The organism is Nonomuraea sp. 10N515B, from assembly GCF_052245915.1.
GTDB lineage: Bacteria > Actinomycetota > Actinomycetes > Streptosporangiales > Streptosporangiaceae > Nonomuraea.
This window is the reverse complement of the sequence record NZ_JBQQBQ010000008.1, coordinates 124558-150953: the sequence shown is the minus strand read 5'-3', so window position 1 is coordinate 150953 and position 26396 is coordinate 124558. Positions and strand designations below refer to the sequence as shown.

Genomic DNA, 26396 nt, shown 5'->3' with positions numbered 1-26396 from the left:
ATCAGGCTTTGAGCCGCCCGACCCCGCCCTTGATCAGGAGCCGCGGCTTGTCGTCCAGCAGCGGGAGGCGATCGTCGGCCGGGTCGACGTGCCACTCGTGCACGGGCACCAGGCCCGGCCCGATCAGCTCGAACCCGTCGAACAGCCGCAGCACCTCCTCGTGCCCGCGGAACCTGCCCTGGGCCGACGTCCCGGCCGTCGCCATCTGGAGCTGGGCGATCGCCTCCGGGTCGCTCTCCGCCATCGCGTGGGAGATGATCAGGAAGCTGCCGGGCGCCATCCGCTCCCTGAAGGCGGCCACGATGCCGGCGGGATCCTCTGCGTCCATCACGAAGTGCAGCACGCCGACCATCAGCACGCAGACCGGCTGGTCGAAGTCGATCAGGCCGGTGACGTTGGGGTCGTCGAGGATTTCCGAGGGGCGGCGCAGGTCGGCCTGGATGGAGGCGATGCCGGGGGCGTCGGCCAGCATCACCTCGGCGTGCATGCGCACCACCGGGTCGTAGTCCACGTAGATCACCCGGCACGCCGGGCTGACCTTGCGGACGGTCTCGTGGATGCTGGGCGAGGTCGGGATGCCGGTGCCCAGGTCGATGAACTGCCGCACGCCCAGCGCGGCCACGTGGTGAACGGCCTCGACCTGGAAGACCCGGTTGGCCCTGGCGACCAGGCGTGTGTCCGGGGCCACCGCGAGAAGCCTCTCGGCAACCGCCCGGTCGATGGCGAGGTTGTCCTTGCCATCGAGCAAGTAGTCGTACACCCGGGCAGAACTCGGGACACTCGGGTCGATGCCGGGCGGAACGCGTTCTAGCTCGGTCACGTGTGTGCCGTCTCCTTCGCCAGGTGCTATGTGGCACCAATCCTACTCGGCTCCTCCGGCAGGACGGTCAGCCGGAAGAGAACACGTTCTCGTTACTGAGGCGCCACCCCGGCAGGGCTACGGAGACCGCCTGAGGCGTGCGCGCGGCAGTGGTCGCCGGGGCGGGATTGTAACGCCGAGGATGACCGTAAATACAGCCGGATGGCCGATGCGCTTTGGACACCGGCCTGTGCATCCTGGTGAGGAGGGTTCCGCATCGGAGAGGAGTCACGAGGGCATGGAGATCGCGGCAGGCCGCCCGACCGTTGTCTTGGACAATGGCGTGGTCGGCAGGGTCATGCTTGCACATCCATCTCGACGCGACCTCGTGCTCGTGCTCGGCATGGACGGCACCCTGCTGAGCTGCCAGCTCGGCGACATCGCGTGCGTGGTGGGAGGCAAGCCGCTCTGCCGCGACGGCTGAGGGCTCTTCCGCCGTCGAGGTCGGCCCGCCGATGCAGCCGTTGGGCGTACGGGGCTACTCGGTCAGGAAGCGCTTGATGCCGTTGGCCAGGGAGGTGGCGATGCGTTGGCGGAAGGCGGGATCGGACATCTTGGCCGCGTCGCCGGGGTTGCGCATGTTGCCGCACTCGATGAACACCGCCGGTCGCTTGGACAGGTTGAGCCCGCCCAGGTCGGTCCGGGTCTCCAGCCCGTCGCGGCCCCGGTAGTTGGAGTAGGGCAGGCCGGTGCCCTTCCGGTAGGCGTCGCGCACGGCGAGCCCCAGCCGCCGGGACGGTTTGACGACGTTGTCGTTGTGCCCGGGAAGCAGCCCCGGCATGATCACGTGGAACCCGTGTCCGCTCGGCTCGGCCCCGTCGCCGTGAATGGACAGGACGGCGTCCGCCCTGGCCTCGTTGCCGATGGCGGCCCGCTCGGTGACGCACGGGCCGACGCCCTTGTCGTTGGGCCGGGTGAGCACGACCTTGGCTCCCATGCGCTCCAGGATCGGCTTGAGCCGGCCGGCGACGTCCCAGGTGAAGGCGTGTTCCTGGAATCCGTCGTCGGTCTGCGTGCCGGTCGTGTTGCAGGCCTTGCGACCGGTGATGATGTCGACCTGGCGATTGATCTCCTCCGGATGCGCGGCGTTGCCGCCGTTGTGTCCGGGGTCGAGCACCACGACCTTCCCGTCCAGCGCCCGCGCGGCGGGCGAGCGGGTGTCGGGCGAGTCTGCGGGAGACGGTCCGGCGGGCAGCGCCGTCTCGTGCGCGGTGGGCACGACGCCGCCGCACGCGGTGGACAGCGCGGCCAGCGTGGTGAGTGCCACGAGGTACGCGCGCATGGTCCCGACCGTACCGGGCGCTTGCCGGCCCGCCCACTACGCGGCCAACCTGGGCCATTCGCCTCCCCGACCGGATAAATAGGCACATTAAGCGTTAATTCCGTCAATATCCGGACTTGCAATAAATGGGCCTACCCGGGCGCTCGCGCGCGAGCGGGTGCTGCCTGCCGTCTTCGGCCGCACGCGGGCCCGCAGCGGGGCGCCCAAGGCGGGCTCGATCGCGCAGAGCGTGTTCGGGCTGGCCGCCATCGCCGTCTACGCACTGCTCGGGCTCGACCCACTGGTGCAGTTGTTCTTCTACGGCGGCTCGTTCGGCGGGTTCGGCGTGCTGCTGCTGATCTTCGTGACGTCCGTCGCGATCATCGCGTTCTTCCTCCGCGAGCCGAGCGGTGAGACGATCGGGCGGCGGTTGATCGCTCCGGTGCCCGCCGCGATCGCGCTGGCCGTGATGGTGTGGCTGGCGCTGGACAACTTCGCGACGCTGCTGGGCGTGTCCGAGGGTGACCCGCTCGCCTGGATCCTGCCTGCGGTCTACGGCGTCGCCGCCGTCGTGGGTCTGCTGTGGGCGATCAGGCTGCGGTCCAGGCAACCCGCGGTCTACTCTCACGTGGGGATGGGCGCCAAGGCGGCCACTGCCCGGGACATCACCTGATCTGACGAGAGGGGATAAGCCATGGGAGAGACCTTCGTCATGCGCCCGGACATCCGGCACGCGGCCGAAGAGGACGCGCCGCAGGTGGCCGAGCTCATCGCGACGGCGTTCGCCCAGCTCAAGGTGGTGAGCTACCTCGTGCCCGACCGCAGGGAGCGGCACAAGATCCTGACCGCCAACTTCCGGATCTTCGTGGACCACGCCCTCGAGCACGGCGAGATCCACCTCATCGACGACGCTCACGCGGCCGCGGTCTGGTTCCCCCACACCGCGCCGCTGCCCGCCCCGCGCGACTACGACCGCCGGCTGGCCGAGTGCGCCGGCGAGTGGGTCGAGCACTTCCGCGTGCTCGACGGGTTGTTCGAGGAGCACCATCCGGCGGAGCCGCACCACTACCTCGCGTTCCTGGCGGTGCACCCGGACCGGCAGAACCAAGGGCTCGGCTCGGCGCTGCTGCGGCACCACCACAGCCGGCTGGGCGGCGTGGCGGCGTACTTGGCGGCCAGCAGCACCGGCAGCAGGGACCTCTACGCGCGTCACGGCTATCAGGTCCGCGACCCGTTCGCGCTGCCGGACGGGACGATGTTCTGGCCGATGTGGCGGCCGGGCGGCTCGTGACCCGGCAAGGCCGCGGCCGATCGTGAAACTTTCACAGTCTTCAAGGACCGATGGTGCGGACCCGTTGACGCGGCGGCGGTGGGAAAGGAGGATCGGATCGCTCTAATGGGAGCGCTCCCAACCCCCCGAAGGACCTCCATGACACGAAGCCGGGCCGCCTTACTGGCCCTCCTCACCATGGTCGCCCTGTCCCCCGCCACGGCGGCACACGCCGCGGACGAGGGACCCGAGCAGATCGTGAACGGCACCTTCGACGCCGGAACCGCCCCCTGGTGGGGCACCGCCAACGTCACGCTCGCCGTCGACGAGGGACGCCTCTGCGCCGACATCCCCGGCGGCACCGCCAACCCGTGGGACGTGATCATCGGCCAGAACGACATCCCGCTGGTGGAAGGCGAGACGTACGCCTACAAGTTCTATGCCTCCGCGACCCCGGCCAAGGTCGGCAGGGCGCTGATCCAGCTTCCCGTGGACCCGTGGACGCAGTATCTGTCGGCCGCTCCCGAGATGAGCGTCTCGGGCAACTCCTACTCCTACACGTTCACCGCTCCCGCGTCGCTGCCGAACTCCCAGGTCGTGTTCCAGCTGGGCGGCAGCGCCGAGCCCTGGAGGTTCTGCATGGACGACGTGTCGCTCAAGGGCGGCGCGGAGCCCGAGGTCTACGAGCCGGACACGGGCCCGCGGGTCCGCGTGAACATGGTCGGCTACCTCCCCACGGGCCCCAAGAAGGCGACCGTGGTCACCACCGCGACCACCGCGCTCGACTGGGAGCTCAAGAACGCCGCCAACGTGACCGTCGCCAAGGGCAGCACCACTCCCAGGGGCGTGGACTCCAGCTCGGGGCAGAACGTCCACACACTGGACTTCAGCGGATACCACAAGCCCGGCAAGGACTACACGATCACGGCGGACGGCGAGACCAGCCGGCCGTTCGACATCGACGCCGGCATCTACGACCAGCTGCCCGCGGACGCGCTGAAGTTCTACTACACCCAGCGCAGCGGCATCGAGATCCTCGACAACCTCCGGCCGGGGTACGGCAGGCCGGCCGGGCACGTCGGCGTGGCGCCCAACCAGGGCGACGTGAGCGTGCCGTGCCAGCCGGGCGTCTGCGACTACTCGCTGAACGTCAAGGGCGGCTGGTACGACGCCGGCGACCACGGCAAGTACGTCGTCAACGGCGGCATCTCGGTCTACCAGCTCATGGCCGCGTACGAGCGGGACAAGGCGGCCTTCAAGGACGGCCAGCTCAACATCCCCGAGAGCGGCAACGGCAGGCCCGACATTCTGGACGAGGCACGGTGGGAGCAGGAGTTCCTGCTGAGCATGCAGGTACCGGACGGCAAGCCGCTCGCCGGGATGGCGCACCACAAGATCCACGACCAGAACTGGACCGGGCTCCCCCTGCTGCCGCACCTCGACCCGCAGCTGCGCGAGCTGCACCCGACCTCGACGGCCGCCACGCTCAACCTGGCCGCGACGGCGGCGCAGGCGGCCCGGCTGTTCGCCCCGTACGACGCCGCGTTCGCCGCCAAGAACCTCCAGGCGGCCCGCAAGGCGTGGGCGGCCGCCAAGGCCAACCCGGCCAAGTACGCCGACCCGAACGACGGCACCGGCGGCGGCGCCTACAACGACGACAACGTGACCGACGAGTTCTATTGGGCGGCGGCCGAGCTTTACATCACGACGGGCGAGAAGGAGTTCAAGGACTTCGTCCTGGCCTCGCCGCACCACACCGGCGACATCTGGCGTGATCGCGGCTTCGACTGGGGCAACACCGCCCAGCTCGGCCGCCTGGACCTGGCGACCGTGCCCAACGGGCTGCCCGACCGGGCGCGGGTGCGGCAGTCGGTGATCGAGGGGGCCGAGAAGTACCTGGCGATCCAGAAGGCGCACCCGTACGGCCTGCCGTACAACCCGCCGGACTTCGACTGGGGCTCCAACAACCTGGTGCTGAACAACATGGTCGTCATGGCCACCGCGTTCGACCTGACCGGGCAGGAGAAGTACCGGTCGGCCGTGCGCGAGGGCATGGACTACATCCTGGGCCGCAACGCGCTCAACCAGTCGTACGTGACCGGCTACGGCGAAGTGGCCTCGAAGAACCAGCACAGCCGCTGGTACGCCCACCAGCTCGACCCCGCGCTGCCCAACCCGCCGCGCGGCACGCTGTCCGGCGGCCCGAACTCCAGCATCCAGGACCCGCTCGCGCAGCGGCTGCTCCAGGGCTGCAAGCCGCAGTTCTGCTACATCGACCACATCGAGTCGTGGTCGACGAACGAGCTGACCATCAACTGGAACTCGCCGCTGGCCTGGGTGTCGGCCTTCCTGGCCGACAAGGGGCAGCGCTCGGACTGCCGGGTGCGCTACACCGCGCACGGTTCGGGCACGTTCGCCGCACAGGTCGTGATCGAGAACACCGGCAGGCACACCGTGAACGGCTGGAGCCTGCGCTGGTCCTTCCTGAGCGGCCAGCGGGTCCGGCAGGACTGGGGCGCGCAGCTGTCGCAGTCCGGCTCGGTGGTGACGGCGAAGGGCCAGAGCCAGATCAGGCCGGGCAGGTCCGTGACCTTCGGTTTCACCGGCGCCAACCCGTGGGGACCGAATCCGGCGCCCGAGGTGTTCCACCTCAACGGCGACCGCTGCCGATGATCGCCCGCCCGGCGGCCTGCGGGCCGCCGGGCACAGGCATTGCAGACGCTCCGTTCAACGGAATAAGGTCAGCTATGCCGAGGGGAACGTCTGAAGTCAGCGAGCCGATGTACTTCGTGCTCACCGCCCTGCGCGCGGGGCCGCTGCACGGACACGCGATCAGCAAGTCGATCAAGGAGCTGTCGGGGGGCCGGGTCCAGCCGTCTGTCGGCACCCTCTACGGCATCCTGGAGCGCCTGAACGAGCGCGGCGTGATCGCCGTGGACCGCGAAGAGGTCGTCAACGGCCGCAACCGCCGCTACTTCAGGATCACCGACGAGGGCCAGGCGCTGGTGGAGGCCGAGGCCAGACGGATGCAGGCGGCCGCGTCCCTCGTCCTGCGGCCATCCACTCCATGACGGCGGTCCATTCGCGGCCGCGATGCGTCCAAGGATGCATGAGGAGGATCTGGAAAGTCGCGCTCCTGCCGGTGCTCGTCCTGGCCGTGAGCGCCGCCGCGCCGCCGGCCATGGGCGTGCCGGCGCAGAAGAAGGTGCTGGTCGACTTCAGGAAGGAGGGCGGCTTCGCGGGGCTCCAGGACCACATGATCGTGTACGGCAACGGCTGCGTGCGACTGGACCGCCGCACGGGGCCCACCATCGACAAGTGCCTCACCGCCAAGGAGGAGCGCAGGCTCCAGGCGTACCTGAAGGACCTGCGGATCGGCCGGTCGGAGACGCGGCCGCCGGGGGCGGACTTCATCGCCTACCGGCTGGCCTACAAGGAGCGGCAGACCACTCGCTACACGCTGCCGGTGAGCTGGCGGCCTGTGGTCCGGGAGCTGGACAAGATCATGGAGAAGTACTGGGCGCCGGACTGAGACCATTGACCGGGAGAGCGCGGCGGAATTATGTTCGGTCGTTCGCCGTCTCGCGCACGGCCGCACCATGAAGGAGCTCCCGTGAACCTCCCCCTGACCGGACGGACCGCCGAGGACCTGCTGGCCGAGGTGGCCAGGATGAAGGAGCACGACTTACCGGTGCGCGGCGGCCAGGTGACCGCCTACGTCTACGACACCGGGCGGGCCGAGGTCAACGACGCGGCGGCGCGGGCGTACTTCGAGATGCTGGAGGTCAACTGCCTCGACCCGACCGCGTTTCCCAGCGTGGTCGAGATGGAGCGGCAGGTCGTCGGCGCGGTCGCCGACCTGCTTGGAGGCGGTCACGGGATCTTCACCAGCGGCGGCACCGAGTCGATCATGTTGGCGGTGAAGGCGGCCAGGGACTTTCAAGCCAAGCCGCGTCCGAACCTCGTGGTGCCGGTCACCGCCCACCCCGCCTTCCACAAGGCCGCCCACTACCTGGGCGTCGAGGTCGTCGCCGTGCCCGTGGACCTGGAGACGTACCGGGTGCGGGCGCAGGATGTCGAGGCGGCCATCGACGAGAACACGATCCTCGTCGTCGCCTCGGCGCCGTCCTACCCGCAGGGCATGATCGACCCGATCGAGCAGGTTGCCGCCGTCGCGTTGGCGGCCGGCGTGCCCTGCCACGTGGACGCGTGCGTGGGCGGGTGGCTGCTGCCGTGGCTGCGTGCCGCGGGCGCGGCGATCCCGCCGTTCGACCTGTCCGTGCCTGGCGTGACCTCGATCTCCTGCGACCTGCACAAGTACGGGTACGCCCCCAAAGGCGCCTCGGTCGTGCTCTTCGCTGACCCCGCGATGCGCCGCAAGGCGTACTTCGCCTCGGCCGGCTGGCCCGGCTACACGATCATCAACGCGACCGTTCAGAGCTCCAGATCGGCGGGCCCCCTCGGCGGCGCCTGGGCCACGCTGCAGGCGCTGGGCCGGCAGGGGTACGAGGAGCTCGGCCGGGTCACGCTGGAGGCGACGCGGCGGCTGCGCGAGGGCCTCACCGCGATCTCCGGGCTGCGGGTGCTGGGTGAGCCGGAGTCGTCTCTGGTGGCGTTCGCCGGGGACGGGATCGATGTGTTCGTGCTGGCGGACGAGGCCCGGCGGCGCGGTTGGTTCCTCCAACCACAACTCTCCTACGCGGGCATCCCGGCCAACCTGCATATCACGGTCACCGGGGTGACGCTGGCAGGAGCGGAATCCATGCTGAAGGTGATCGCCGAGTCAGCGGAGGCCGCCCGTTCGCGCGGTCCCGCCGTCCTGCCCGATGGGCTGGTGGACCTGGTGGCGGGGATGGACCTGGAGGCGCTGGACGACGCCACGTTCGCCGAACTCGCCACATCCGTGGGCGTGGACCTGCGGCCGGGAGCGGGGCAACCGGAGATGGCCATGGTCAACACGGTGCTCGACGCGCTCCCCGCGGCCAGCCGGGAGGCGGTGCTGGTGCGCTTCCTGTCGGTCATCTACGGCTCGTAGAAGACACAACCCTAACGTCCTCACCTGCATTGAGGACTTTGTCGGCATTCAGCAAATACGTCCAACGCGGAGTTAGAGAGTGGAGTCGCAAGTGCTACTTGTTCAAAGCCGATACGTAATCCTATGGTCTCGTTGAGTAATCACGAGTCATGGAGGTTCCACGTGGGCAAGCACAAAGATCCCAGCAGTCCAAAGGAAGGACCACTCGATCCCAAGCGGGGAGGAGGCCAGGGCGGCAGTAACAACGACGAGAACAAGACAGGATCCGGCCAGCACTCCGGCGGCAAGGGCAAGGGGAAGGGGAAGTAGTGGACGCTGCGCGGATGGATCGCCTGATCGCCGAGCTCGACCCCGACGGAGAGGTTCGAGACTTCGTCAAGCAGGCGATCCGCGCGGTGCCGCGCCATTTGTTCATACCCACGGTCGGGCTCATCTCGCCGCGCGATAAGACCGGCAAAGCGTTCCTTATCGACCACAGCACAGACCCCAATACCTGGTTGGACACGGTCTACTCGGATACGAGCGTCGTCACCCAGCTCAACGACGGCACCACTGCCCTCAGCGAGTTGGAAGGCGACTACACGTCCTCCGCCTCCGCGCCGAGCACAGTGGCGGACCTGCTGGATCTCCTGGACCCCGACCCTGGCAATCGGGTGCTGGAGATCGGCACGGGCACTGGCTGGACCGCCGCTCTGCTGTTGCAGCTCGTCGGGGTCCATGGCAGTGTGACCTCGATCGAAGTTGACGCGGAGATTGCCGAACAGGCCGCCAAGAGTCTGGACGACGCCGGGTGCCACCCGAATCTCATCGTGGGCGACGGCACGAAGGGCCACGCCGAACACGCGCCCTTCGATCGCGTCCATGTCACCTGCGGCATTCGTGCCGTGCCGTACGCCTGGGTTGAGCAGTGCCGTCCAGGAGCGAAGATCGTCTTGCCGTATTGCCCCAATTTCGGGGAAAACCACTCGGTCCGGTTGATGGTGCTGCAAGACGGTACGGCGGTCGGACGATTCCGGGGCTTCGCCTCCTACATGCCGATACGCTCGCAGCGCTACATCCCGGACCAACCGGCATGCGGGCCGCGGGACAAGCACTGGGTCACGACGCGCATCGACCCGCGCACGATCGCCTACGCTTCGGCCGGAGCGGATCTGGCCATTTCCGCGATCACGGGCCTGTCCTCAAGCAGCATGAAGGATGCGGACGAGGACGGCGAGCTTTTCCGGATGTGGGTGTCCGATCCGACAACCGCCTATTCGTGGGCCGTTGTGGAGTGGCGGCCGGACCAGGAGCAGTACAGCGTCTACCAAGTCGGCGACCGCCCTGTGTGGGATGAGGTTGTTGATGCCTATTTCCGCTGGGTGAGCTGGGGAGAGCCAGGCCGCGACAGATTCGGCATGACCATCACGCAGGAAGGTCAGCAGATCTGGTTGGACAGTCCGGAGCACGTGCTGTCCTGATCAGCGCCGAGCCCCCGGCTTGCGCCACGGCACCCGGAGCGGAGGCTTCTCGGTGACCGTGGCGAACTTCGAAGAGAACTCGCCGAACGACAACGGGCCGATCGGGGATGCACTGACCACGCCGCTGGACGCCGGGAAGGCCGACGGGACATGCAGGTCAAGCGCCGGTGACGCTAACGGCAACCCTGCGCCAGGTGTTGCGCAAAGGGCTCGTCCCGCTGCGCTTCTGGAGGCATGGGCGTGGCGTGAACCGCGATGCCTCAGGCGTTCGCTCGGTGGAGGCGTTCGGCCGCTTGTGCCCAGAGTGCCTTACCGGACACTGCGGTGTAGCCGTGGAGTGCTTCCCATCGGATGTCGTGGGCTGCTGTCCACAGGCTGGCCGCCCACGCGATCTGCTGCTCTTCGGCGGTGAACAAGCGGGCCCGAGTGTCCTGATAGGCGGCCAGGAACGCCTCGGTACTTTCGATCGGCGGCAGGGTGGCCGGTCCCATCTTGGGGAATACTGCACTCGCGGCTCCCACCAGGGCAGCTTCCGGTTGCCATGCCAGGCTGTCCCAGTCGTGCAACGTCCACACCTGTTGGTCGTGCCACCGGAGGTTGTGTGCCTCGAAGTCGGCGTGGCCCAGCACGCAGGGCAAGTCAGCGGCTAGCATTCGTCGACGGGCCCTGTCGGCTGTGTCCATGACGTAGGTGGGTACGAGACTCTGGTCCTTTTCGTCGAGTGACTCGATCGACGGCCACAGCCCGGGGTCCGCGTGATCCCACCGCACCCAGCGCGGATTCGGCAGCGGCGGCGTGACGGCGAGGTCCGCCAGTGCGGTCATCAGCCGGGCGAAGACCTCTGCGTAGCGCACAGCGATGTCCGGCGCGTCTCCGCGCAACACCTCTCCTCCAGGGCGGAATTCCTCCGCGTGCACGGCCAGGGGACCGACACCGACGACCGGCGTGAGTGGGCGGGCGCAGGGGAACCCGTTCTCGGCCAGCCGGGCCTGCGCTGTAACACATGCCCCCGCCCGGCCGTCGTCGCCGCGGGCCTTGACCACGACGTCCGTACAGCCGGTCAACCGGAGACCGAACACCGTCGACACCGATTGTTGTCGGAACAGCACGTCGGCGGGTTGGTCCCCGAGATGGTCCAGACACCACGCCGGTAGCCAGTCCGGCAGATCGTCAAACGACACAGTGAAACTGTGCCATAGGAACCCGAAGGCGCCGGATGTCGCCTGAGCCGCAGCGTTGGGGGCCTCATCCCTTCGCGTCTCCGTCCCCGCAGATTCCCGCTACACCGGCGACGTGCAGGACACCCCACGGAAGATGTCGTGCACGAAGCACCGACATCTACCACGCGACAGTGCGCGCTGGCGCGGCTCGTCTACCCGTCCGCTCGGCGCTGGGCGATCTCGGGCGGGACCGTGAAGAAGGCATTTTTGACCGATCGTTCTCGATAGTGTTAGCGTTGCCGACGTGGCACGGAGCAAGGAGTTCGACCCAGAGGCCGCGCTAGAGAAGGCGCTGGAGATGTTCTGGGAGCGCGGCTACGAAGGGACGTCGATGGCGGACCTCGTGGAGCACCTGGGCATCGCGCGAGCCAGCATCTACGGGACCTTCGGTGGCAAGCGCGAGCTCTACCTGAAGGCGCTGGAACTCTACCTGGCGCGGCGCGACGTGGTCTCGCCGCTGTCCCAGCCGGGGCGCGCGCTGCCCGCGCTGCGCGCCTTCCTCGACGCGTACGTCGCGGAATGCCTGGCCGATGAGCTGCGGCGGGGCTGCATGGTGGTCAACACGGCCGTCGAGTTCGGCTCCCGCGACGCGGTGGTCTCGCGGAAGGTGGCGGCGAGCTGGACGGAGCTGGAGACGGCCATGGCCGCCGCGCTCGTCAGGGCCCGCGCGCAGAGGGAGATCCCGGCGTGCAAGGACCCGCACGCGCTGGCCAGGTTCCTGCTCGTGCTGCTGCAGGGCATCAGGGTGCTCGGCCGGGCCGATCCGGACCCGCGCCGGCTTCGTGACGCGGTCGATCAGGCCATGACGGCTGTCCAAATTTAAGAACGATTGGTATGGAATTATGGGACGTTTTACGGGCAAGGTCACTCTCGTCACCGGCGCTACCGGGGTGGTGGGCGGGGCGGTCGCGCGTGCGTACGCGGAGGAGGGCGCCGCCGTGCTGGCCGTGGGGCGTGACACGGCCCGGCTGGCCGGGCTCGTGAAGGGGATCGAGGACGACGGAGGACGGGCGAGCTCGTTCGCCGGCGACGTCACCAGGTCATCCGAGACCGCCGCCATGGTGGCCGCCGCCGTCTCCCGTTACGGCGGCCTCGACGTGGCCTGCAACGCCGCCGGTGTCTTCGGCATGCTGGCGCCCGTGGCCGACTACGACGAGGACGTCTGGGACGACGTGCTGGCCGTGAACCTGAAGGGCGTGTTCCTGTCGATGAAGCATGAGATCGCCCATATGCGCGCGCACGGCGGCGGCGCGATCGTCAACGTCGCCTCCAACGTGGGCGCGCACTGGCGCCTCCCGGGCGCGGCGGCATACGCGGCGTCGAAGGCCGCCGTGAGCCACCTGACCCGCACCGCCGCCCGTGACCACATCGCCGACGGCGTCCGCGTCAACGCCGTCAGCCCCGGGCCGATCGACTCGCCGATGTCCACCCGACCGGGGGAGACGCGTGAGCAACGGGACGAGCGCCTGCGCGGCGCGCTGCCGATCGGCCGGGTCGCCGCCCCCGAGGAGATCGCGGCCGCCGTGCTGTGGCTGTCGTCCCCGGAGTCGAGCTTCGTCGTCGGTCAGGACCACGTGATCGATGGCGGCGCCACCGCCTGACCTTCATCGCAGTCTCGTGAGCCAGATTCCGAGCGTCCGCCTCGGCAGGACGTAGAGGATCAGCGCCGCGGGGACCAGCAGTCGCAGGGGCTCCTCGACGATCTTGTCGAAGCGGAGCCAGTCCGACAGGCCGTATTCGAGGAAGTCCGGGAACGGCTGCGCGATAAGGGTGACGCACACCACGACGACCCAGTAGTCGATCACGAATGCCGCCGACCGGCGCGCCACCAGGCTGACCGGCGCGGTGGGCGACTCCTCGGCCGGACCCAGCCCCTGCGTCGCGAGCAGCACGAGCGCGGCGGCCATCAGGAGCGACAACTCCGTCGTCCCCCATATATCGATCATCTCCGCCCACCACTGGGCGCTGAGCAGGGGGACGGTGGCGCAGGCTTCAAGGTCGAAGTACGGCCAGGCGAGCGGCCCGAGCACCGCGAAGAATGTGAGGATCCCCGCCGCTTGCCGTCCCGCGACGGCCGAGTGCCAGCGGGCGAAGCAGACCAGCACCACGATGGCCGGGACCGCCCAAGTCAGGGTGAAGCCATGGAGCGCGTTGAGGTCACCGCGAAGGGGCAGGAGGAACGGCAGGAACAGCCAGTCCCACACGCTCTCGTAGTAGGGGTCGAAACCGCCGCAAAAGAAATACGGCGCCTCCTCGAAGCGGACCCTCCATAGATCCCATGTCGGGAAGGCGGCGGCGGACAGGGCCCCCAGCCAGGCCATTAACGCTAATCGCGGCAAGCCGATCTCCGTTTTTCGCCACACCCTATCCGTTATGCCGCGCCCGGCAATTTCCTGGCCGGAGACTCCCGTTCTTGGCGGTGCATTTCCTCCTCCAGGTGCTCGTACAGCTCGGGCAGAGTCGCGCCGCACCGTACGTTGGAGAGCCCGCTGGTCTCGGGCACCGGGACCTTACGGACTGCGATGTAGCCGCCCCCGGCGCCATCGACGATGTCCCAGCCGGGGAATCGCCGCGCTGCCGTTACGGCCATCACGCACCTACGGTGATGTCTGCCCAGACGACGCGATGGCCGTGCTCGATGACATGCGTTCCGCATCGAATGCTCAGCCGGGCCACGATGCCGAGGCCGCGTCCTGTTTCCCCCATGGGGTCCACCTGGTGCGGAACGAACCGCGGCTCCGGTGCCGGAGTGCCCGGGTCGGTCACCTCAAGGCGGATGAAGCCGTCACCGAAGCCCAGCCGTACCTTAAGCCAGTCGCGCCGCCAGCCCGCAGGCACGTGCTGGACGACGTTGGCCACCAGTTCGGCGACGATCTGGAGTGCGTCGGATCGGAGCGATGGATGGCTGTCGGCCAGCCATAGTCCGGTCGCCTGCCGTGCCTGCCATGCCGTCCTGTCGTTTCGGCGCAGTGTCGTACTGCGCCATAGGACGACATCTGGCAGCTCCGTTGGTGTGGTTCCTGCTCGCACAAAATCACCGACTTTGTTCTGTTGTGCGGCCATTTGGCTCTGACAATTGGCTGAGCATGTGTCCGGAAACACTCCCCAGGGTGACGCTTCGGGGCTACCTTGTAATCGGCTCGTCACGGTCCGTTTCCGGACAGACGTGCTGGCGCTTGTCGGGGTCCTGGGAAAGGGCATGGCATGACGACAGAGGTGTACGGCGAGGTACTGAAGAAGGCGCGCAACGCGGCCGGACTGTCGCAAACGGCGCTGGGCGAGCTGCTCTCATGCAGCGAGAGCCTGGTCGGCCTGATCGAGCGGGGCAAGCGCAGGCCGGGCAAGAAGTTCACCCTGGCGGCAGAGGCGGTTCTGGGGCTGAACGGAGAGCTCTACGGGCTCCTGCCCAACACGACGGTCATGTCCACTCCGAAGTGGTTCAGCGAGTGGCCGAAGGCCGAGGAGAAGGCGCACACGATCCGGACCTGGCAACCGCTCGTGATCCCGGGACTTCTCCAGACGGCTCGCTATGCGCGGGCCATCCTGTCGGTCGCACCATGGGCCACTGAGCAGTGGATCGAAGAGGCCGTCGAGACACGACTCCGGCGGCAATCCGTATTCGAACGCATAGACCCGCCCATGTACTGGGCGCTGCTCGACGAATGCGTTCTTCTCCGGCCCGTCGGGGGGAACGACGTGATGCGCGAGCAGCTAGAGCACCTGCTGCGGATGGCCGAGCGACCCAACATCTCGTTCCAGATCGTGCCGCTGGAAGTAGGCGCGACGGCAGGTGTGCTCGGAGGCTTCGCGCTTGCTCAGGGTGACGGCATGCCGGATCACGTCAGCATTGATGCCTCCGCGCAGGGCGCCATTTCCGCTCGCGAGGAGACGGTAAGGCGGGTTAACGTCATATACGACGCAATTCACAAATGGGCGCATCCTATACACGTGAGCCAGCGACTAGTGCGTGAGGTGGCGGCAAGGTATGAAGATCAGTAACGAGCTGCGTGCTGAGCTGGAGACCGCGCTGTGGACCAAGTCCACGCTCTCTGGCCCGGACGGAGGGGACTGCCTCTACGCGGCCAAGCTGAGCGGCGACCGTTACGCGATCCGTGATTCCGAGCAGCCCGACGTCCCACCGATGATCCTTCGGGGCAGTGTCTTCCGTGCCTTTGTGGGCGGCGCCAAACTCGGAGAATTCGACTTCTAAATGGGCACCGCGGTGCCGGAGACCTTGACGCGGCTGTCGCCGGGAATCGCGGTGCACATCAGGAGGCTGGGCCGCCCCATGTCGACGCCCTGATGAATGGTGACGACGGCGCCCTCTTCGAGGTGTCCCAGAGCGCGCAGGTAGCCGGTGAAGGCGGCAGCCGCCGCGCCGGTGGCCGGGTCCTCGACCACGCCGCCGGGCGGGAACGGGTTGCGGGCGTGGAAGACAGCAGGGGATTCGGCCCAGAAGAGGTGGACGGTGGTCCAGCCCAGTTCTGCCATGATCTTGCCAAGGGCGTCGAAGTCGTAGTCGAGGTCGGCCAGGCGGTCCCGGGAGGCCGCGGCCAGCACGAGGTGGTCGTTGCCGGCGTTGGCGATGTGCGCTGGGTAGGCGGGGTCCAGGTCGTCGGCCGACCAGCGCGGCGAGCGCCGGCCGTACCTCCTCGTCAGAGGCCGGGCGGGTGGAGGTGGGCGGACTCGTCAAGGTGGCGGTGAGGCCACCGGCCGGGTCTGCGACGATCTCCACCGGGACTGGTCCTACCTGGGTGGCGAGGTGCACGGTTCCTGGACCGATCCGCTCGCCCAGCGCGACCGAGGTCGCGATCGTCGCGTGACCGCAGAAGGCGACCTCGGCCAGCGGGCTGAAGTATCGAATCCGGTACTGGCGCTCTCCCGTGAGGAAGAGGAAGGCCGTCTCGGAGTAGCCGACCTCGGCGGCGATGGTGAGCATCTCCGCGTCCGACAACCCCTGGGCGTCCAAGACCACTCCGGCGGGGTTGCCTCCGGAGGGAGTGGTGGTGAAGGCGGTATATCTCAGGACTTCGGTCACCCGACCATCATCGCGCCTGCTGCCCCCCGAACAGACGCCGAGGTCGATGATGCCAGGCTGGTGGTGTGCCGAACGCCGCCGACCGACGACTCCGGATCGGAGTGCCCCTGTCCCTGTCTGGAAGGTACGCCCGATTTGGTGAGCAGGTCGGGCTGGGGCTCGACATCTGGCGAGGTTTCAACCCGTCCATGGAGTTGATCGCCGAGGATGACCGGAGCGACCCGGAGGTGCTGGAGGGCGTGCTCCGCCGGCTGTCGCCGCGGTGTGACCTCCTTCTGGGGCCGTACTCCACACGGCTCATGCGCCGGGCGGGCCGGATCGCCGCGGAACTGGACCGGCTGATCTGGAACCACGGGGGTTCGGGCGATGACGTGGAAGCGGCTCACCCCGGGCATGTCGTCTCGGTCCTTACGCCGACGAGCCGGTACGCCGAGCCCTTCGTGCGGCACCTGGGCAATCGGGACCCGCTGTGGATCGCCGAGGGCAAGGGGAGCTTCGGCCGGCAGGTGGCGGCGGGGGCGCAGGCGTGCGCGGATGAGCTCGGCATTCCGGTGATCCGTGTCGGGCCCGGGGATGCTCTTCCGGGGGACGGCTCGTGGAATCTGCTCTGTGCCGGGTCGTTTGACGAGGACGTCGAGGTGATCAAGCGGGCGTGGAGTCCGCGGGTCGTTTGTGCCGTGGCAGCGGGCGTGCGGGAGTTCGGCGACGCCGTGGACGACCCTCGAGGGATCTACGGGGTCGGGCAATGGTTCCCGGGGAGTGGTGGCGAGGCCGCCATCGGGATGGGCGAGCGGGATTTCGTCCTGGCCTATCGGGATCGGTCCGGGAGGTCGCCCGACTATCCCGCCGTCCAGGCCGCGGCCACCGCGATCATCGCGACCCACTGCGCCGCCGAGGCGGGAAGCGCTGAGCGTGAGGAGGTGTGGGCGGTCGCCGGCGCGCTGGAGACCAGCACGTTGTTCGGCGCCTTCGCGATCGACCCGCGCACCGGCCTCCAGGTCGGCCATCGGGCGGTGCTCACCCGGTGGGAGGCCGATGGGCCTGTTGCCGTGGGCTGAGCGAAGGGCAGGGCCCGCACCCGCTGGGCGGCGCGGGCCGTACGAAGGGTAGGGCCCGCACCCGCCGGGGCGGGCGCGGGCCGTGCGAAGGGTGTCAGAGCCGGCTGATGCGGACCGCGTCGGCGATGACGAGGCCCGTGCCGGAGGTCCAGCGGCTCACGCCGACCACGTTGTACGTGCCCGCGTTGAGGGAGAACGTGCCGATGCTGCGCCACGTCCCGCCGCCCGAGCGCTGGTCGACGTACACGGTCTGGTTGCCGCCCGATGCCGCCACGATGTACGGCGCCGAGCTGTTGTACCCGGGATCAGCCGGATGCCAGACCTCGACCCGGTACGTGCCGGCGCTGGGGATCGTCGCTGAGTACCACGCCGGGTCGCTGGCGGCGACCGGGTCGGCGAAGCGGTAGTCGGCGCCGTAGCGCTGGCTGGAGTAGGTGGAGGTGCCCCAGTTGGCGCTGGCGGTGAACTGCCCGGCCGTGGCGTTGTCGACGGTCGTCGTCCACGTCGGGGTGCCGCCGCCGGTCACGTAGTTCATGTACGTGGTCCAGTTCCAGTGCGAGCCCGGGTCGGTGTGGGTCGCGCCGGGCACCTCGTTGTGGCCGATGATGCCGGTCCTGGTCTTGGGGATGCCGTACTTGTCGCACATGGCCTTGGTCAGGGCCGCGGAGGCCCGGTACATCGCGTCGGTGAACCACGAGGCGTCGTTGACGAAGCCCTCGTGCTCGATCCCGATGGACCGGTTGTTGTAGGTCGAGTTCCCCGCGTGCCAGGCGACGTCCTTGTCACGCACCATCTGGGTGATGGCGCCGTTGGAGGACTTGACCACGTAATGCGACGAGACGTTGGAGCTGGGGTTCTGGAACCAGGAGATGGTCCCGGCGTAGGAGCCCTGAGTCACGTGGATGATCACGCGGTCGATGTTGTAGTCGGACTCGCGGTTGGCGACGCGGTAGTTGCCGGAGTTGGCCGGCACCCAGGCGGCCGGCGGGTAGTCGGGGCTGGCGACCGCGGCCTGCGCGTTCAGGTCGCGGGCCGTGGCCAGGTCGCCGCGGTCGGCGGTGACCTCCTGCGGCTTGACCTGCACGCCGCGGGCGTCGATGCCGAGGCCGAGCTGCTCGTACACGGCGTCGGCGTACAGGCGGGCCAGCTCGGGCGAGGAGGCGTTGCCGTACTTGGCGACGGCCTTGTACCAGCGGCCGAGGTCCTTCCTGGCGGTCTCGTCGAGGCCCAGCGCGTCGGCGTGGGAGCGCAGGACTGCCGCGCCGCCGAGGATGTTGGCCTCGTCGTCCTTGCGCAGCTTCTCGGCCGGGAGCTTGGTGAGCTCGGCGGCCTTCTCGAGCGAGTGGTTGGTCGGGTTGCTGACCAGGTGCATCATGCCGTAGCCGGCGCTGGCGCTGGGTTCGCCGTTGTGGCCGTCGAGGTGGGTCTCGGCGTAGGCCAGCGCGACGAGCAGGTCGCGCGGCACGCCGTACTCGGCCGCCGCCTTGGCGAAGGCGGCGGGCAGCGGGGCCTCCTTGGCCGCGGCCATGGTGGGCTGGCCTGCGGCTATGAGGAGGACGGCGAGAATCGAGGTGGCCAGGGCTGCTAATCGCGTGCGGGCGAGAGTCATGGGTGCTCCTCGTTACACAAGGGTGACGGGAGCAACGTATGGCATGTCCTGACTGATGTCGATAATTGACATTACTTAGGAGTTAGGTGAAACTTTCCGCCCACAGGTTCTGTGAAGACTATTGCGCTTTAGTCTCATAGCCCTGAAACTTCCCTTCGTGACCGCGCTTTTGCGTACCGTCTTAGCGGCGCTCACCGCCGCACTCGTCAGCATCGTCACTCCCACCGCCTCCGCAGCCGCCGCCGCCTGCACGATCGATCCCGCCACCCCCAAACGCCAGCTCAGGGCCATGTGGATCTCGTCTGTCGCGAACATCGACTGGCCCAGCCGCACCGGACTGAGCGCGGCGGCGCAGCAGGCCGAGTTCCGCGCCTGGTTGGACCTGGCCGTCGCCAAGCGCATGAACGCCGTGGTCGTGCAGGTCAGGCCGACGGCCGACGCGTTCTGGCCATCGCCGTACGAGCCGTGGTCGCAGTGGCTGACCGGCACTCAGGGCGGCAACCCCGGGTACGACCCGCTGGCCTTCATGGTCAACGAGGCCCACGCCCGCAACCTGGAGTTCCACGCCTGGTTCAACCCGTACCGGATCGCCAACCACGACGATCCGACCAGGCTCGTCTCCACGCACCCGGCGCGGCAGAACCCGTCCTGGCGTTTCGCCTACGGTGGCAAGCTCTACTACAACCCGGGCATCCCGACGGTACGCGACTTCATCGAAGACGCGATCATGGACGCCGTCTCGCGTTACGACCTCGACGGTGTGCACCTCGACGACTACTTCTACCCTTATCCGGTCAGTGGCCAGAGCATTCCGGACACGGCCACCTACCAGCAGTACGGCGGCTCGTTCGGCAACATCGCCGACTGGCGGCGCAACAACGTCAACCTCCTCGTCCGCGAGCTCGACCAGCGCATCCACGCCGCCAAACCGCACGTGTCCTTCGGGATCAGCCCGTTCGGCATCTGGCGCAACTCAGGCACCGACCCGCTCGGCTCGCGCACCTCGGGGCTGCAGTCGTACGACTCCATCTACGCCGACAGCCGGCAGTGGGTGAAGCAGGGCTGGGTCGACTACATCGCGCCGCAGATCTACTGGCACATCGGCTTCTCCACCGCCGCCTACGAGGTGCTCACCGCCTGGTGGTCCGACGTCGTACGCGACACCGGCGTGCAGCTCGTCGTCGGCCAGGCCGCCTACCGCGCCGGCGCCTCCGGCCAGGACGCCGCCTGGCAGGACCCGGCCGAGCTCAGTGACCACCTCACCGACAACAGGAAACATCCCGAGGTCGTCGGCGACGTCTACTTCAGCGCCAAGGATGTCAAAGCCGACCGGATCGGCGCGATCACCAGGCTCGTCAACGCCCACTACACCAAGCCCGCGCTGCATCCCGCCCGCGGCTCGGCCGCCGCCCCCGCCGCGCCGGTCATCACCTCCGCCACCCAAGGAACGAACGGCGTCCAGCTGACCTGGAGCGGCTCGGGCACCTCGTACGCCGTCTACCGCGTCGCCGGCTCCCCGTCGGCCGCCGACCCGTGCTTCTTCGCCGACGCCCGCAACCTGATCACCACTACCAGAAAGACCACCTTCACCGACCCGACCGCCGGCGGGACGCAGACCTACTACGTGACCGCGCTCAACAGGACGCACCAGGAGAGTGCGCCCAGCGCCGGCCGGGTCGCCTCCGGCGGCTCGGGGTACAGCGTGGTGATCGACAACGCCGGGTCCGGCTTCACGGCCAGTGCCAACTGGGGAACCTCCACGTACTCCACGCAGGCGTACGGCAGCGACTACCGGTTCGCCGACCCGGTCGCGGCCAGCGATCCCGCCTGGTTCCAGGCTTCGATTCCGAGCGCGGGCGACTACCGGGTGGAGGTGTGGCATCCGGCCAACGCCGGCTACAACAGTGCGACGCCGCACATCGTGGCCGCGTCGGGAGGCAACCAGACGGTCACCGTGGACCAGCGGTCGGGGGGCGGTGCGTGGCGCAGCATCGGCACGTTCTCCCTCAACGCGGGCACGTACAACGTGGTCGGCGTGAGCCGCTGGACCTCCACGACCGGGTACGTCATCGCCGACGCCGTCCGCATCACCAAGGTCTGATGCCGGGGCATTGAGGAGGCTGGGCAGGCCGGGTCGGCGATCGTACGATGAGCCGGTGGACGGTGCCCGTCCGCGGCCTGCCGACGTGGTCGCGGTCCTGGTCGCGGCAGGCTTGACGCTGGCGATCGACTCCGCGGGCCCGCTTCTGCCGATCCTTCTGGCCACCGCGCTGCCGGTGTTGTGGATGCGCCGCGCGCCGCTCACCGTGGCGTGGATCTGCGCGGGCACGGCGCTCGCGCTGCCCGTGCTGTGCGTGCTGGCCCCGTCCGTCGTGCCGCCGCTGTACGACGTGCTGGTGTGGCCGCCGTCGTGCGCGTTCGCCGGGTATGCGGCGATGCGGTTCGCCAGGCATCGCCGCACCCTGCGGTGGCTGCCGGTGATCACGCTTGCCCTGGCCGTGTTGCTGCTCGCCGAGTGGCCGGCCGCCGCGCCCCTCGTCCTGCGTACCGAAGTGGTGATCGCGCTGGCGGTGCTGTACGGCCTGTACGCGGAGGTCAGGGCACGGCTGGAGCGGGTGCTGGCCGAGCGCGCCGAGTGGGTGGAACGCGAGCGGCTGGCCGGCGAGATCCACGACGTCGTCACCCATCGCGTCAGCCGGATGGTGCTGCAGGCCGGGGCCCTGGCGGCGGCCTCGGCCGACGAGCGCGGCCGGGCGGCAGCGGAGGAACTGCGTGCCACGGCCGGCGAGGCGCTGGAGGAGCTGCGTCACATGGTGGCATTGTTGCGGCGCGGCACCGGGGAGGGCTTCGATGTGGGGCTGCCGCTGCCCGACCTGCGGTCGCTGACCTCGGAGTCCGCCTGCGCGGGCGTGCCCGTGGAGCTGGTGGTGAGCGGGACGCCGGTGCCCGTCTCCGGCGCGGTGGGGCGGACGGCGTACCGGGTGGTCCAGGAGGCCCTGGCGAACGTCCGCGACCACGCGCCCGGCGCGGACGCCCGGGTGGAGGTCCGCTACCTCGCGGGCGTCGTGCGGATCAGCGTGCAGAACACGCCGCCGGACAAGGAGGCGACCACGTTCGGCTGGACGGACGTGGGCGGTCTGCATGACGTACGGCAGTGGGTCGAGCTGGCCGGCGGCACGCTGGAGGCCGGTCCGGTGGTGGACGGCGGCTTCCACGTCGGGGCCACCCTCCCCATCTCCCCACCCTGACCGACCACGGTCTGATGGCGACGTCATCCCAACGAAGGAGCAAAAGGGTTCCGGGGAAGGATGCCCTGGCGGACCCGGCCAGGCCAGTGTGATTTCCATGAACCGACTAGCTCGGACGGCCGCCGTCCTCGTCGTGGCCGTCCTGCTCGCCTCGTGCGGCGCGTCCACCACCACCGCCACGACCCCGGCGGCCGGCGGGCACTCGAGTCATTCCGGCCACAGCACCACATCCACGCCCACGGCCTCCCCGCTCCGGGCCGGCGAGCGGTTCGTCTCACTGACGATGGAGGAGCCGTACACGCCGGGCCCGCCCAACGGCGGCACGGACGACTACCGGTGTTTCCTCATCGACCCGAAGCTGGCGAACCGGATGTTCCTGACCGGCGCCCAGTTCCAGCCCCAGAACACCGACCTCGTCCACCACGCCATCTTCTTCAGGCTCAACCCCGAGCAGGCCGCGAAGGCCCGCGAGCTCGACGCCGCCACCCCGGGCCAGGGCTACACCTGCTTCGGCGACTCGGGCGTCGACGATGCGTCGTGGGTGGCCCACTGGGCGCCCGGCACGAACGAGACGCTCCTCGACTCCAAATACGGCTACGAGCTGCCGCCGGGCAGCCAGCTCGTCATGCAGGTCCACTACAACCTGCTGGGCGTCGAGGGCAAGCCGGGCACCGACCGCTCCGGGATCCGGCTGCGCCTCACCGAGCAGTCGCTGACGCCGCTCGAGACCGCGCTGTTCCCCGCCCCGGTCGAGCTGCCCTGCACGCCGAAGGAGTCGGGCCCGCTGTGCGACCGGGCCGCCGCGGTGAAGGACGTCATCGGCAGGTTCGGCAAGGAGATCGAGGACCAGCTGACCGAACTCGCCGAGTTCTGCCGCCCGGCCAGGCCGAGCCCCACGCAGCACTGCGACCTGCCCATCGGGGGCCCCGCCACCGTCCACGCCCTGGCCGGCCACATGCACCTGCTCGGCCGCGCCATCAAGGTCGAGCTCAACCCCGGCGTGCCTGGGGCCCGCACACTGCTGGACGTCCCCGACTACAACTTCGACGACCAGGCGCTGCGCGTGCTCCCCGCGCCCGTCCAGCTCAAGGAGGGCGACGTGGTCCGGGTGACCTGCACCCACGACGCCGGCCTGCGCGCCCTGCTGCCGCAACTCCAGAAGCAGCCGCCCCGGTACGTGGTGTGGGGCGACGGCACCAGCGACGAGATGTGCCTCGGCATCGCCATTGTGTCCCTCGCCTAGGACCCGTAGACCACCGAGAGGAACCGCACCAGCACGGCCTTAGCCCACGTACCGCTAGCCGTCGGGCGCGTCCCGTGGCTCACCGTCGAGGCTGTAGAACACCCGGTCAGGGTGTGGTGGCGGTCGCGCGCTCTGCACCAGGTCCTCGGCCGCGTGCTGATCGCCACCGGCGAGCAGGAACCGGAGCCGCATGAGTGCGGGACGCCGCGCTGCCGCCTCGCTATGCGCCTGAATCCGGAGAATCCAGCAGCCCCAGGCTGTCCTGCTCACCCCGGCGCCGGATGACGTCGTTGATCGCCTCGGTCACTTCCTGCCGGCTGTAGGCGCCCTCGGGCAGCTCGTTGAGGTGCGCGAGCAGGTCGGCGGGCAGGTTCACGTGTTCGGACGCCGCCGCGTACACCTCCCGGATCGCGACCCGGTCACGCTCGCCGAACGCCTCGTCGATGGCCTGCCGCAGCTCGTCAAGCACTGCGTGATCACTCATGTCCACATCTCCCCTCCACCGTGAGCAAGTCTCTGATCTGTTCCATCACCATGCCCACGGATACGTCGATCACCCACGACGGGTCATGCGGGCAACGCTCCGCCCGCGGGTCCACGCCGCCAGCGCCGCACACCGGACACGCCGTGGTCCACGAGATCAGCGGCCGGTGCCGGGTCCTGGACATCGGCCCGTGGTTGATGAGGTTGCCGCACCAGTAAATGGCGACCGTGGGCGTGCCGACGGCGGCGGCCAGGTGCCGGGGGCCGGTGTCGTTGGCGATCACCAGGTCGCAGCGCTCGTAGAGCGCGGCCAGCCCGCCGAGGCCGAACGTGCCCACGGCGGGGATGGCCGGGCGGCGCATGGCGGCCACCACGCCCTCCACCAGGTCCCGCTCCTTGTCCGTGCCCGTGACGACGACGGGCCGGTCGAGCCGGTCGGCGACGGCGGCGAAGCGCTCCACCGGCCACCGGCGGCGCGGATCGTTCGCCCCCGGGTGCACGGCGACCAGCCCCGGCGGCGGTTCGCCGAAGACGCGAGCCAGCTCGCCCCGGTCCTCGCCGGTGACCGCCAGGCGGGGCTCCAGCCCGTCCGCGACCCCACCGACCAGGGCGGCGACCTGCAGGAAACGCAGCGTCTCGTGGTGGTAGTCCGTGTACGGCACCCAGCGGTCGAGCCCCTCGGCGTCCGGCGCCCGCAGTCCGGCCGTCACCCGCGCCCCCAGCCGCCGGATGAACGGGTTGGAGAACCGGCCACCGCCGTGGATCTGCACCGCCAGGTCGAAACCGCGCTCCCGCAGCCGCTCGCAGAGCTCGTCGGGCGCCGGGTGCCCGCGTTCCGACGTCGAGACGCCCGAGATCGGCGGCAGCGCCACCACGTCGTCCACGGGCCCTGGCCGCCCGGTGAGGAACTCGGCGTGCCAGGCGGTGCCGAGCAGGGTCAGCCGGGCACCGGGGTAGGCCCGCTTGAGCGCCTCCAACGCCGGCACGGCCAGCAGGTAGTCGCCGATCGCGTTGGCTCTCAGCACCGCGATCCGCTCCACGCCGTCGACCAGTTCCGAGCAGCCGTGCATAGCCGCCCGGCTACCCCAGGACATCCCCTCCATACCTGGCGCGGGGTTCAGCCTCATGGGTTTGAGCAGAGCTTTCACAGGTACTCGCTCCTCATGGGCACCGCGAACGAGAAGACCGTCAACGCCGTGGTCGTGGGCGACGTCATGCTGGACTCGTGGCTGCTCGGCTCGGCGAAACGGCTGGCCCAGGAGGCTCCGGTGCCCGTGATGAGCCTGGAGGCGACCGAGAACGCGCCGGGCGGCGCCGCCAACACGGCGGCCAACCTCGTGGCGCTCGGGGCCCGCGTCCGGCTCGTCGGCGTCGTGGGCGACGACCCGCCCGGTGACGAGCTGGTGCAGTCGCTGCGCCTGCTCGGCGTGGAGACGGACCTGGTGACCGTGCCCGGGCGGCGTACCGCGCACAAGCGGCGGCTGGTCGCCAGCGGCCAGCTCACGGCCCGCTACGACGAGGAGGACCACGACGTCCTCCCCGCGGAGGCCGAGAGCGAGCTGCTGCGGCGGGTGACGGCGGCCGTGGGCCGGGCCGACGTGGTGGTGGCCTGCGACTACGGCGGCGGCGTGTGCACGCCCGCGGTGCGCCGGGTGCTCGCCGAGGTCGCTCTGCTGGTGGTGGACGCGCACGCGGTGGCGTCGTGGCGGGAGTGCGCGCCGGCCGCGGTCCTGCCCAACTACGCCGAGGTCGTACGCCTGCTGGGCGACGAGGACGGCGAGGTGGACCGGCCGGCGTACCTGATGGCGCGCAGCGACCGGCTGCTGGAGCTGACCGGCGCCGAGATCGTGGTGACCACGCTCGACGGCGAGGGCACGCTGCTGCACAGGAGCGGCTGCCCGCCGTACCGGACCTACGCGCAGCCCGCGCCGCAGCACATGACCACGGGCGCGGGCGACACCTACACCGCGGCCTTCGCGCTCTGGCTGGCGGACGGCGCGTCGCCGGAGGAGGCGGCGCAGGCGGGCCAGGCCGCGGCCGGCGTCGTCGTACGCCGCTCGGGCACCGCCATCTGCACCCGGCACGACCTGCTGCACGCCCTGCGCCGCCGCGAGGGCGCGGTGCAGACTCCCGAGCGGCTGGCCCGGCTGCTGGATGAGCACCGGCGCAGGGGCGAGCGGGTCGTGTTCACCAACGGCTGCTTCGACGTGCTGCACCGGGGGCACGTGACCTATCTGGAGCAGGCGGGGCAGCTCGGCGACGTGCTGGTGGTGGCGGTCAACAGCGACGCGAGCGTGGCCCGGCTGAAAGGCCCGGGGCGGCCGGTCAACCCGTGCGAGGACCGCATGTCGGTGCTCGCGGCGCTGAACGACGTGGACTACGTGGTCGAGTTCGACGAGGACACCCCGGAGCGGCTGCTCAGAATGATCCGCCCCGAGCTCTATGTCAAAGGCGGCGACTACACACCGGAAATGCTGGAGGAGGCGCCGCTGGTACGCGCCCTGGGCGGCGAGGTGCGGGTGCTCGGCTACGTTCCCGACCGCTCGACCACCGCCATCATCGGCCGCGTGAAATCGTTGCCCGAGCAACTCCTGCCGCCCGATGCGTGAGCG

At 69.4% G+C, this 26396-nt stretch carries 28 protein-coding genes and 1 pseudogene; 17 read left to right on the top strand and 12 right to left on the bottom strand.

Annotation, left to right across the window (positions count from 1 at the left end; all coding sequences use genetic code 11):
* Window position 1 precedes the first annotated feature (1 nt).
* Window positions 2-820, bottom strand: coding sequence for an SAM-dependent methyltransferase (locus ACTWQA_RS14260; protein WP_443159693.1), 819 nt, complete (start codon window positions 818-820; stop codon window positions 2-4).
* Window positions 821-1097: 277 nt separating this feature from the next.
* On the opposite strand from ACTWQA_RS14260, the gene ACTWQA_RS14255 reads away from it, so the two are divergent.
* A complete protein-coding gene (locus ACTWQA_RS14255) occupies window positions 1098-1283 on the top strand; it encodes a hypothetical protein (RefSeq protein ID WP_305924348.1) in 186 nt (61 codons plus the stop codon).
* A 54-nt stretch (window positions 1284-1337) separates the two neighbouring features.
* Here the strand turns inward: ACTWQA_RS14255 and ACTWQA_RS14250 are convergent, their stop codons facing one another.
* Entirely contained in the window at window positions 1338-2141 is an 804-nt protein-coding gene (locus ACTWQA_RS14250; RefSeq protein WP_443159692.1) for an N-acetylmuramoyl-L-alanine amidase, read from the bottom strand.
* Window positions 2142-2298: 157 nt separating this feature from the next.
* Here ACTWQA_RS14250 and ACTWQA_RS14245 point away from each other — a divergent pair, with 157 nt between their 5' ends.
* The 7 genes from ACTWQA_RS14245 to ACTWQA_RS14215 all read left to right on the top strand — a co-directional run bounded on the left by ACTWQA_RS14245 (window position 2299) and on the right by ACTWQA_RS14215 (window position 9885).
* Window positions 2299-2793 carry a hypothetical protein gene (locus tag ACTWQA_RS14245; protein ID WP_443159691.1) on the top strand — a complete coding sequence of 165 codons (495 nt, stop codon included), beginning with the start codon at window positions 2299-2301 and terminating at the stop codon, window positions 2791-2793.
* Window positions 2794-2814: 21 nt separating this feature from the next.
* On the top strand, window positions 2815-3411 hold the full coding sequence (locus ACTWQA_RS14240) for a GNAT family N-acetyltransferase (RefSeq protein ID WP_443159690.1): 597 nt from the start codon (window positions 2815-2817) through the stop codon (window positions 3409-3411).
* A gap of 138 nt (window positions 3412-3549) precedes the next feature.
* Complete coding sequence (locus ACTWQA_RS14235; protein WP_443159689.1) at window positions 3550-6063, top strand: glycoside hydrolase family 9 protein; 2514 nt, start codon at window positions 3550-3552, stop codon at window positions 6061-6063.
* 74 nt (window positions 6064-6137) lie between these two features.
* Window positions 6138-6461, top strand: coding sequence for a PadR family transcriptional regulator (locus ACTWQA_RS14230; RefSeq protein ID WP_305924354.1), 324 nt, complete (start codon window positions 6138-6140; stop codon window positions 6459-6461).
* A gap of 38 nt (window positions 6462-6499) precedes the next feature.
* Window positions 6500-6922 (top strand): hypothetical protein, encoded by a 423-nt coding sequence (locus tag ACTWQA_RS14225; RefSeq protein WP_443159688.1) that lies wholly within the window; start codon window positions 6500-6502, stop codon window positions 6920-6922.
* Window positions 6923-7003: 81 nt separating this feature from the next.
* Window positions 7004-8425 carry a pyridoxal phosphate-dependent decarboxylase family protein gene (locus tag ACTWQA_RS14220; protein ID WP_443159687.1) on the top strand — a complete coding sequence of 474 codons (1422 nt, stop codon included), beginning with the start codon at window positions 7004-7006 and terminating at the stop codon, window positions 8423-8425.
* A 323-nt stretch (window positions 8426-8748) separates the two neighbouring features.
* The gene (locus ACTWQA_RS14215; protein WP_443159686.1) at window positions 8749-9885 is read left to right on the top strand and encodes a methyltransferase domain-containing protein; all 1137 of its coding nucleotides are present in this window, start codon (window positions 8749-8751) and stop codon (window positions 9883-9885) included.
* 260 nt (window positions 9886-10145) lie between these two features.
* On the opposite strand, the gene ACTWQA_RS14210 is transcribed toward ACTWQA_RS14215, so the two are convergent.
* Window positions 10146-11066, bottom strand: a complete 921-nt coding sequence (locus ACTWQA_RS14210; protein ID WP_443159685.1) for a hypothetical protein — start codon at window positions 11064-11066, stop codon at window positions 10146-10148.
* Window positions 11067-11349: 283 nt separating this feature from the next.
* On the opposite strand from ACTWQA_RS14210, the gene ACTWQA_RS14205 reads away from it, so the two are divergent.
* The gene (locus tag ACTWQA_RS14205; protein ID WP_443159684.1) at window positions 11350-11928 is read left to right on the top strand and encodes a TetR/AcrR family transcriptional regulator; all 579 of its coding nucleotides are present in this window, start codon (window positions 11350-11352) and stop codon (window positions 11926-11928) included.
* 19 nt (window positions 11929-11947) lie between these two features.
* Complete coding sequence (locus ACTWQA_RS14200; protein WP_443159683.1) at window positions 11948-12706, top strand: SDR family NAD(P)-dependent oxidoreductase; 759 nt, start codon at window positions 11948-11950, stop codon at window positions 12704-12706.
* Window positions 12707-12709: 3 nt separating this feature from the next.
* Here the strand turns inward: ACTWQA_RS14200 and ACTWQA_RS14195 are convergent, their stop codons facing one another.
* From ACTWQA_RS14195 to ACTWQA_RS14185, 3 genes are read right to left on the bottom strand one after another with little or no spacing between them, the layout of a single operon-like run.
* Window positions 12710-13444, bottom strand: a complete 735-nt coding sequence (locus ACTWQA_RS14195) for a hypothetical protein (RefSeq protein ID WP_443159682.1) — start codon at window positions 13442-13444, stop codon at window positions 12710-12712.
* Between the two features lie 32 nt (window positions 13445-13476).
* Window positions 13477-13698, bottom strand: a complete 222-nt coding sequence (locus ACTWQA_RS14190) for a hypothetical protein (protein WP_443159681.1) — start codon at window positions 13696-13698, stop codon at window positions 13477-13479.
* Entirely contained in the window at window positions 13695-14168 is a 474-nt protein-coding gene (locus ACTWQA_RS14185) for an ATP-binding protein (RefSeq protein WP_443159680.1), read from the bottom strand. Before ACTWQA_RS14185 ends, ACTWQA_RS14190 begins: the two co-directional genes overlap by 4 nt.
* Before the next feature lie 141 nt (window positions 14169-14309).
* On the opposite strand from ACTWQA_RS14185, the gene ACTWQA_RS14180 reads away from it, so the two are divergent.
* Together ACTWQA_RS14180 and ACTWQA_RS14175 are read left to right on the top strand one after the other, a co-directional pair.
* Window positions 14310-15104, top strand: a complete 795-nt coding sequence (locus tag ACTWQA_RS14180; protein WP_327587428.1) for a helix-turn-helix domain-containing protein — start codon at window positions 14310-14312, stop codon at window positions 15102-15104.
* Window positions 15091-15315 (top strand): DUF397 domain-containing protein, encoded by a 225-nt coding sequence (locus tag ACTWQA_RS14175; RefSeq protein WP_443159679.1) that lies wholly within the window; start codon window positions 15091-15093, stop codon window positions 15313-15315. Before ACTWQA_RS14180 ends, ACTWQA_RS14175 begins: the two co-directional genes overlap by 14 nt.
* Here the strand turns inward: ACTWQA_RS14175 and ACTWQA_RS14170 are convergent.
* Both ACTWQA_RS14170 and ACTWQA_RS14165 read right to left on the bottom strand, forming a co-directional pair.
* Entirely contained in the window at window positions 15312-15665 is a 354-nt protein-coding gene (locus ACTWQA_RS14170) for a PhzF family phenazine biosynthesis protein (protein ID WP_443159678.1), read from the bottom strand. The two genes, ACTWQA_RS14175 and ACTWQA_RS14170, sit on opposite strands and share 4 nt — an antisense overlap.
* Window positions 15666-15783: 118 nt before the next feature.
* Window positions 15784-16080, bottom strand: a pseudogene (locus tag ACTWQA_RS14165) (PhzF family phenazine biosynthesis protein); the annotation flags it as partial.
* 128 nt (window positions 16081-16208) lie between these two features.
* Between ACTWQA_RS14165 and ACTWQA_RS14160 the strand changes: the two are divergent.
* Entirely contained in the window at window positions 16209-17201 is a 993-nt protein-coding gene (locus ACTWQA_RS14160) for a hypothetical protein (RefSeq protein WP_443159677.1), read from the top strand.
* Between the two features lie 94 nt (window positions 17202-17295).
* On the opposite strand, the gene ACTWQA_RS14155 is transcribed toward ACTWQA_RS14160, so the two are convergent.
* The gene (locus tag ACTWQA_RS14155; protein WP_443159676.1) at window positions 17296-18810 is read right to left on the bottom strand and encodes a golvesin C-terminal-like domain-containing protein; all 1515 of its coding nucleotides are present in this window, start codon (window positions 18808-18810) and stop codon (window positions 17296-17298) included.
* A gap of 157 nt (window positions 18811-18967) precedes the next feature.
* Here ACTWQA_RS14155 and ACTWQA_RS14150 point away from each other — a divergent pair, with 157 nt between their 5' ends.
* The 3 genes from ACTWQA_RS14150 (at window position 18968) to ACTWQA_RS14140 (ending at window position 23301) form a co-directional block, all read left to right on the top strand.
* Window positions 18968-20911, top strand: coding sequence for a family 10 glycosylhydrolase (locus ACTWQA_RS14150; protein ID WP_443159675.1), 1944 nt, complete (start codon window positions 18968-18970; stop codon window positions 20909-20911).
* 55 nt (window positions 20912-20966) lie between these two features.
* Window positions 20967-22058: a sensor histidine kinase gene (locus ACTWQA_RS14145; RefSeq protein ID WP_443159674.1), complete on the top strand. Its 1092-nt coding sequence runs from the start codon at window positions 20967-20969 to the stop codon at window positions 22056-22058.
* A 97-nt stretch (window positions 22059-22155) separates the two neighbouring features.
* Window positions 22156-23301: a monooxygenase gene (locus ACTWQA_RS14140; protein ID WP_443159673.1), complete on the top strand. Its 1146-nt coding sequence runs from the start codon at window positions 22156-22158 to the stop codon at window positions 23299-23301.
* Between the two features lie 54 nt (window positions 23302-23355).
* On the opposite strand, the gene ACTWQA_RS14135 is transcribed toward ACTWQA_RS14140, so the two are convergent.
* Genes ACTWQA_RS14135 through ACTWQA_RS14125 form a run of 3 tightly spaced genes read right to left on the bottom strand, consistent with a single transcriptional unit; the run spans window position 23356 to window position 24878 of the window.
* Window positions 23356-23493: a hypothetical protein gene (locus tag ACTWQA_RS14135; RefSeq protein ID WP_327587420.1), complete on the bottom strand. Its 138-nt coding sequence runs from the start codon at window positions 23491-23493 to the stop codon at window positions 23356-23358.
* Window positions 23494-23521: 28 nt separating this feature from the next.
* Complete coding sequence (locus ACTWQA_RS14130; RefSeq protein ID WP_327587419.1) at window positions 23522-23785, bottom strand: hypothetical protein; 264 nt, start codon at window positions 23783-23785, stop codon at window positions 23522-23524.
* Window positions 23778-24878: a glycosyltransferase family 9 protein gene (locus ACTWQA_RS14125; RefSeq protein WP_443159672.1), complete on the bottom strand. Its 1101-nt coding sequence runs from the start codon at window positions 24876-24878 to the stop codon at window positions 23778-23780. The genes ACTWQA_RS14130 and ACTWQA_RS14125 overlap by 8 nt, the downstream gene beginning before the upstream one ends.
* A 69-nt stretch (window positions 24879-24947) precedes the next feature.
* On the opposite strand from ACTWQA_RS14125, the gene rfaE2 reads away from it, so the two are divergent.
* A complete protein-coding gene (gene rfaE2, locus ACTWQA_RS14120; RefSeq protein WP_443159671.1) occupies window positions 24948-26393 on the top strand; it encodes a D-glycero-beta-D-manno-heptose 1-phosphate adenylyltransferase in 1446 nt (481 codons plus the stop codon).
* The last annotated feature ends 3 nt before the right edge of the window (window positions 26394-26396 follow it).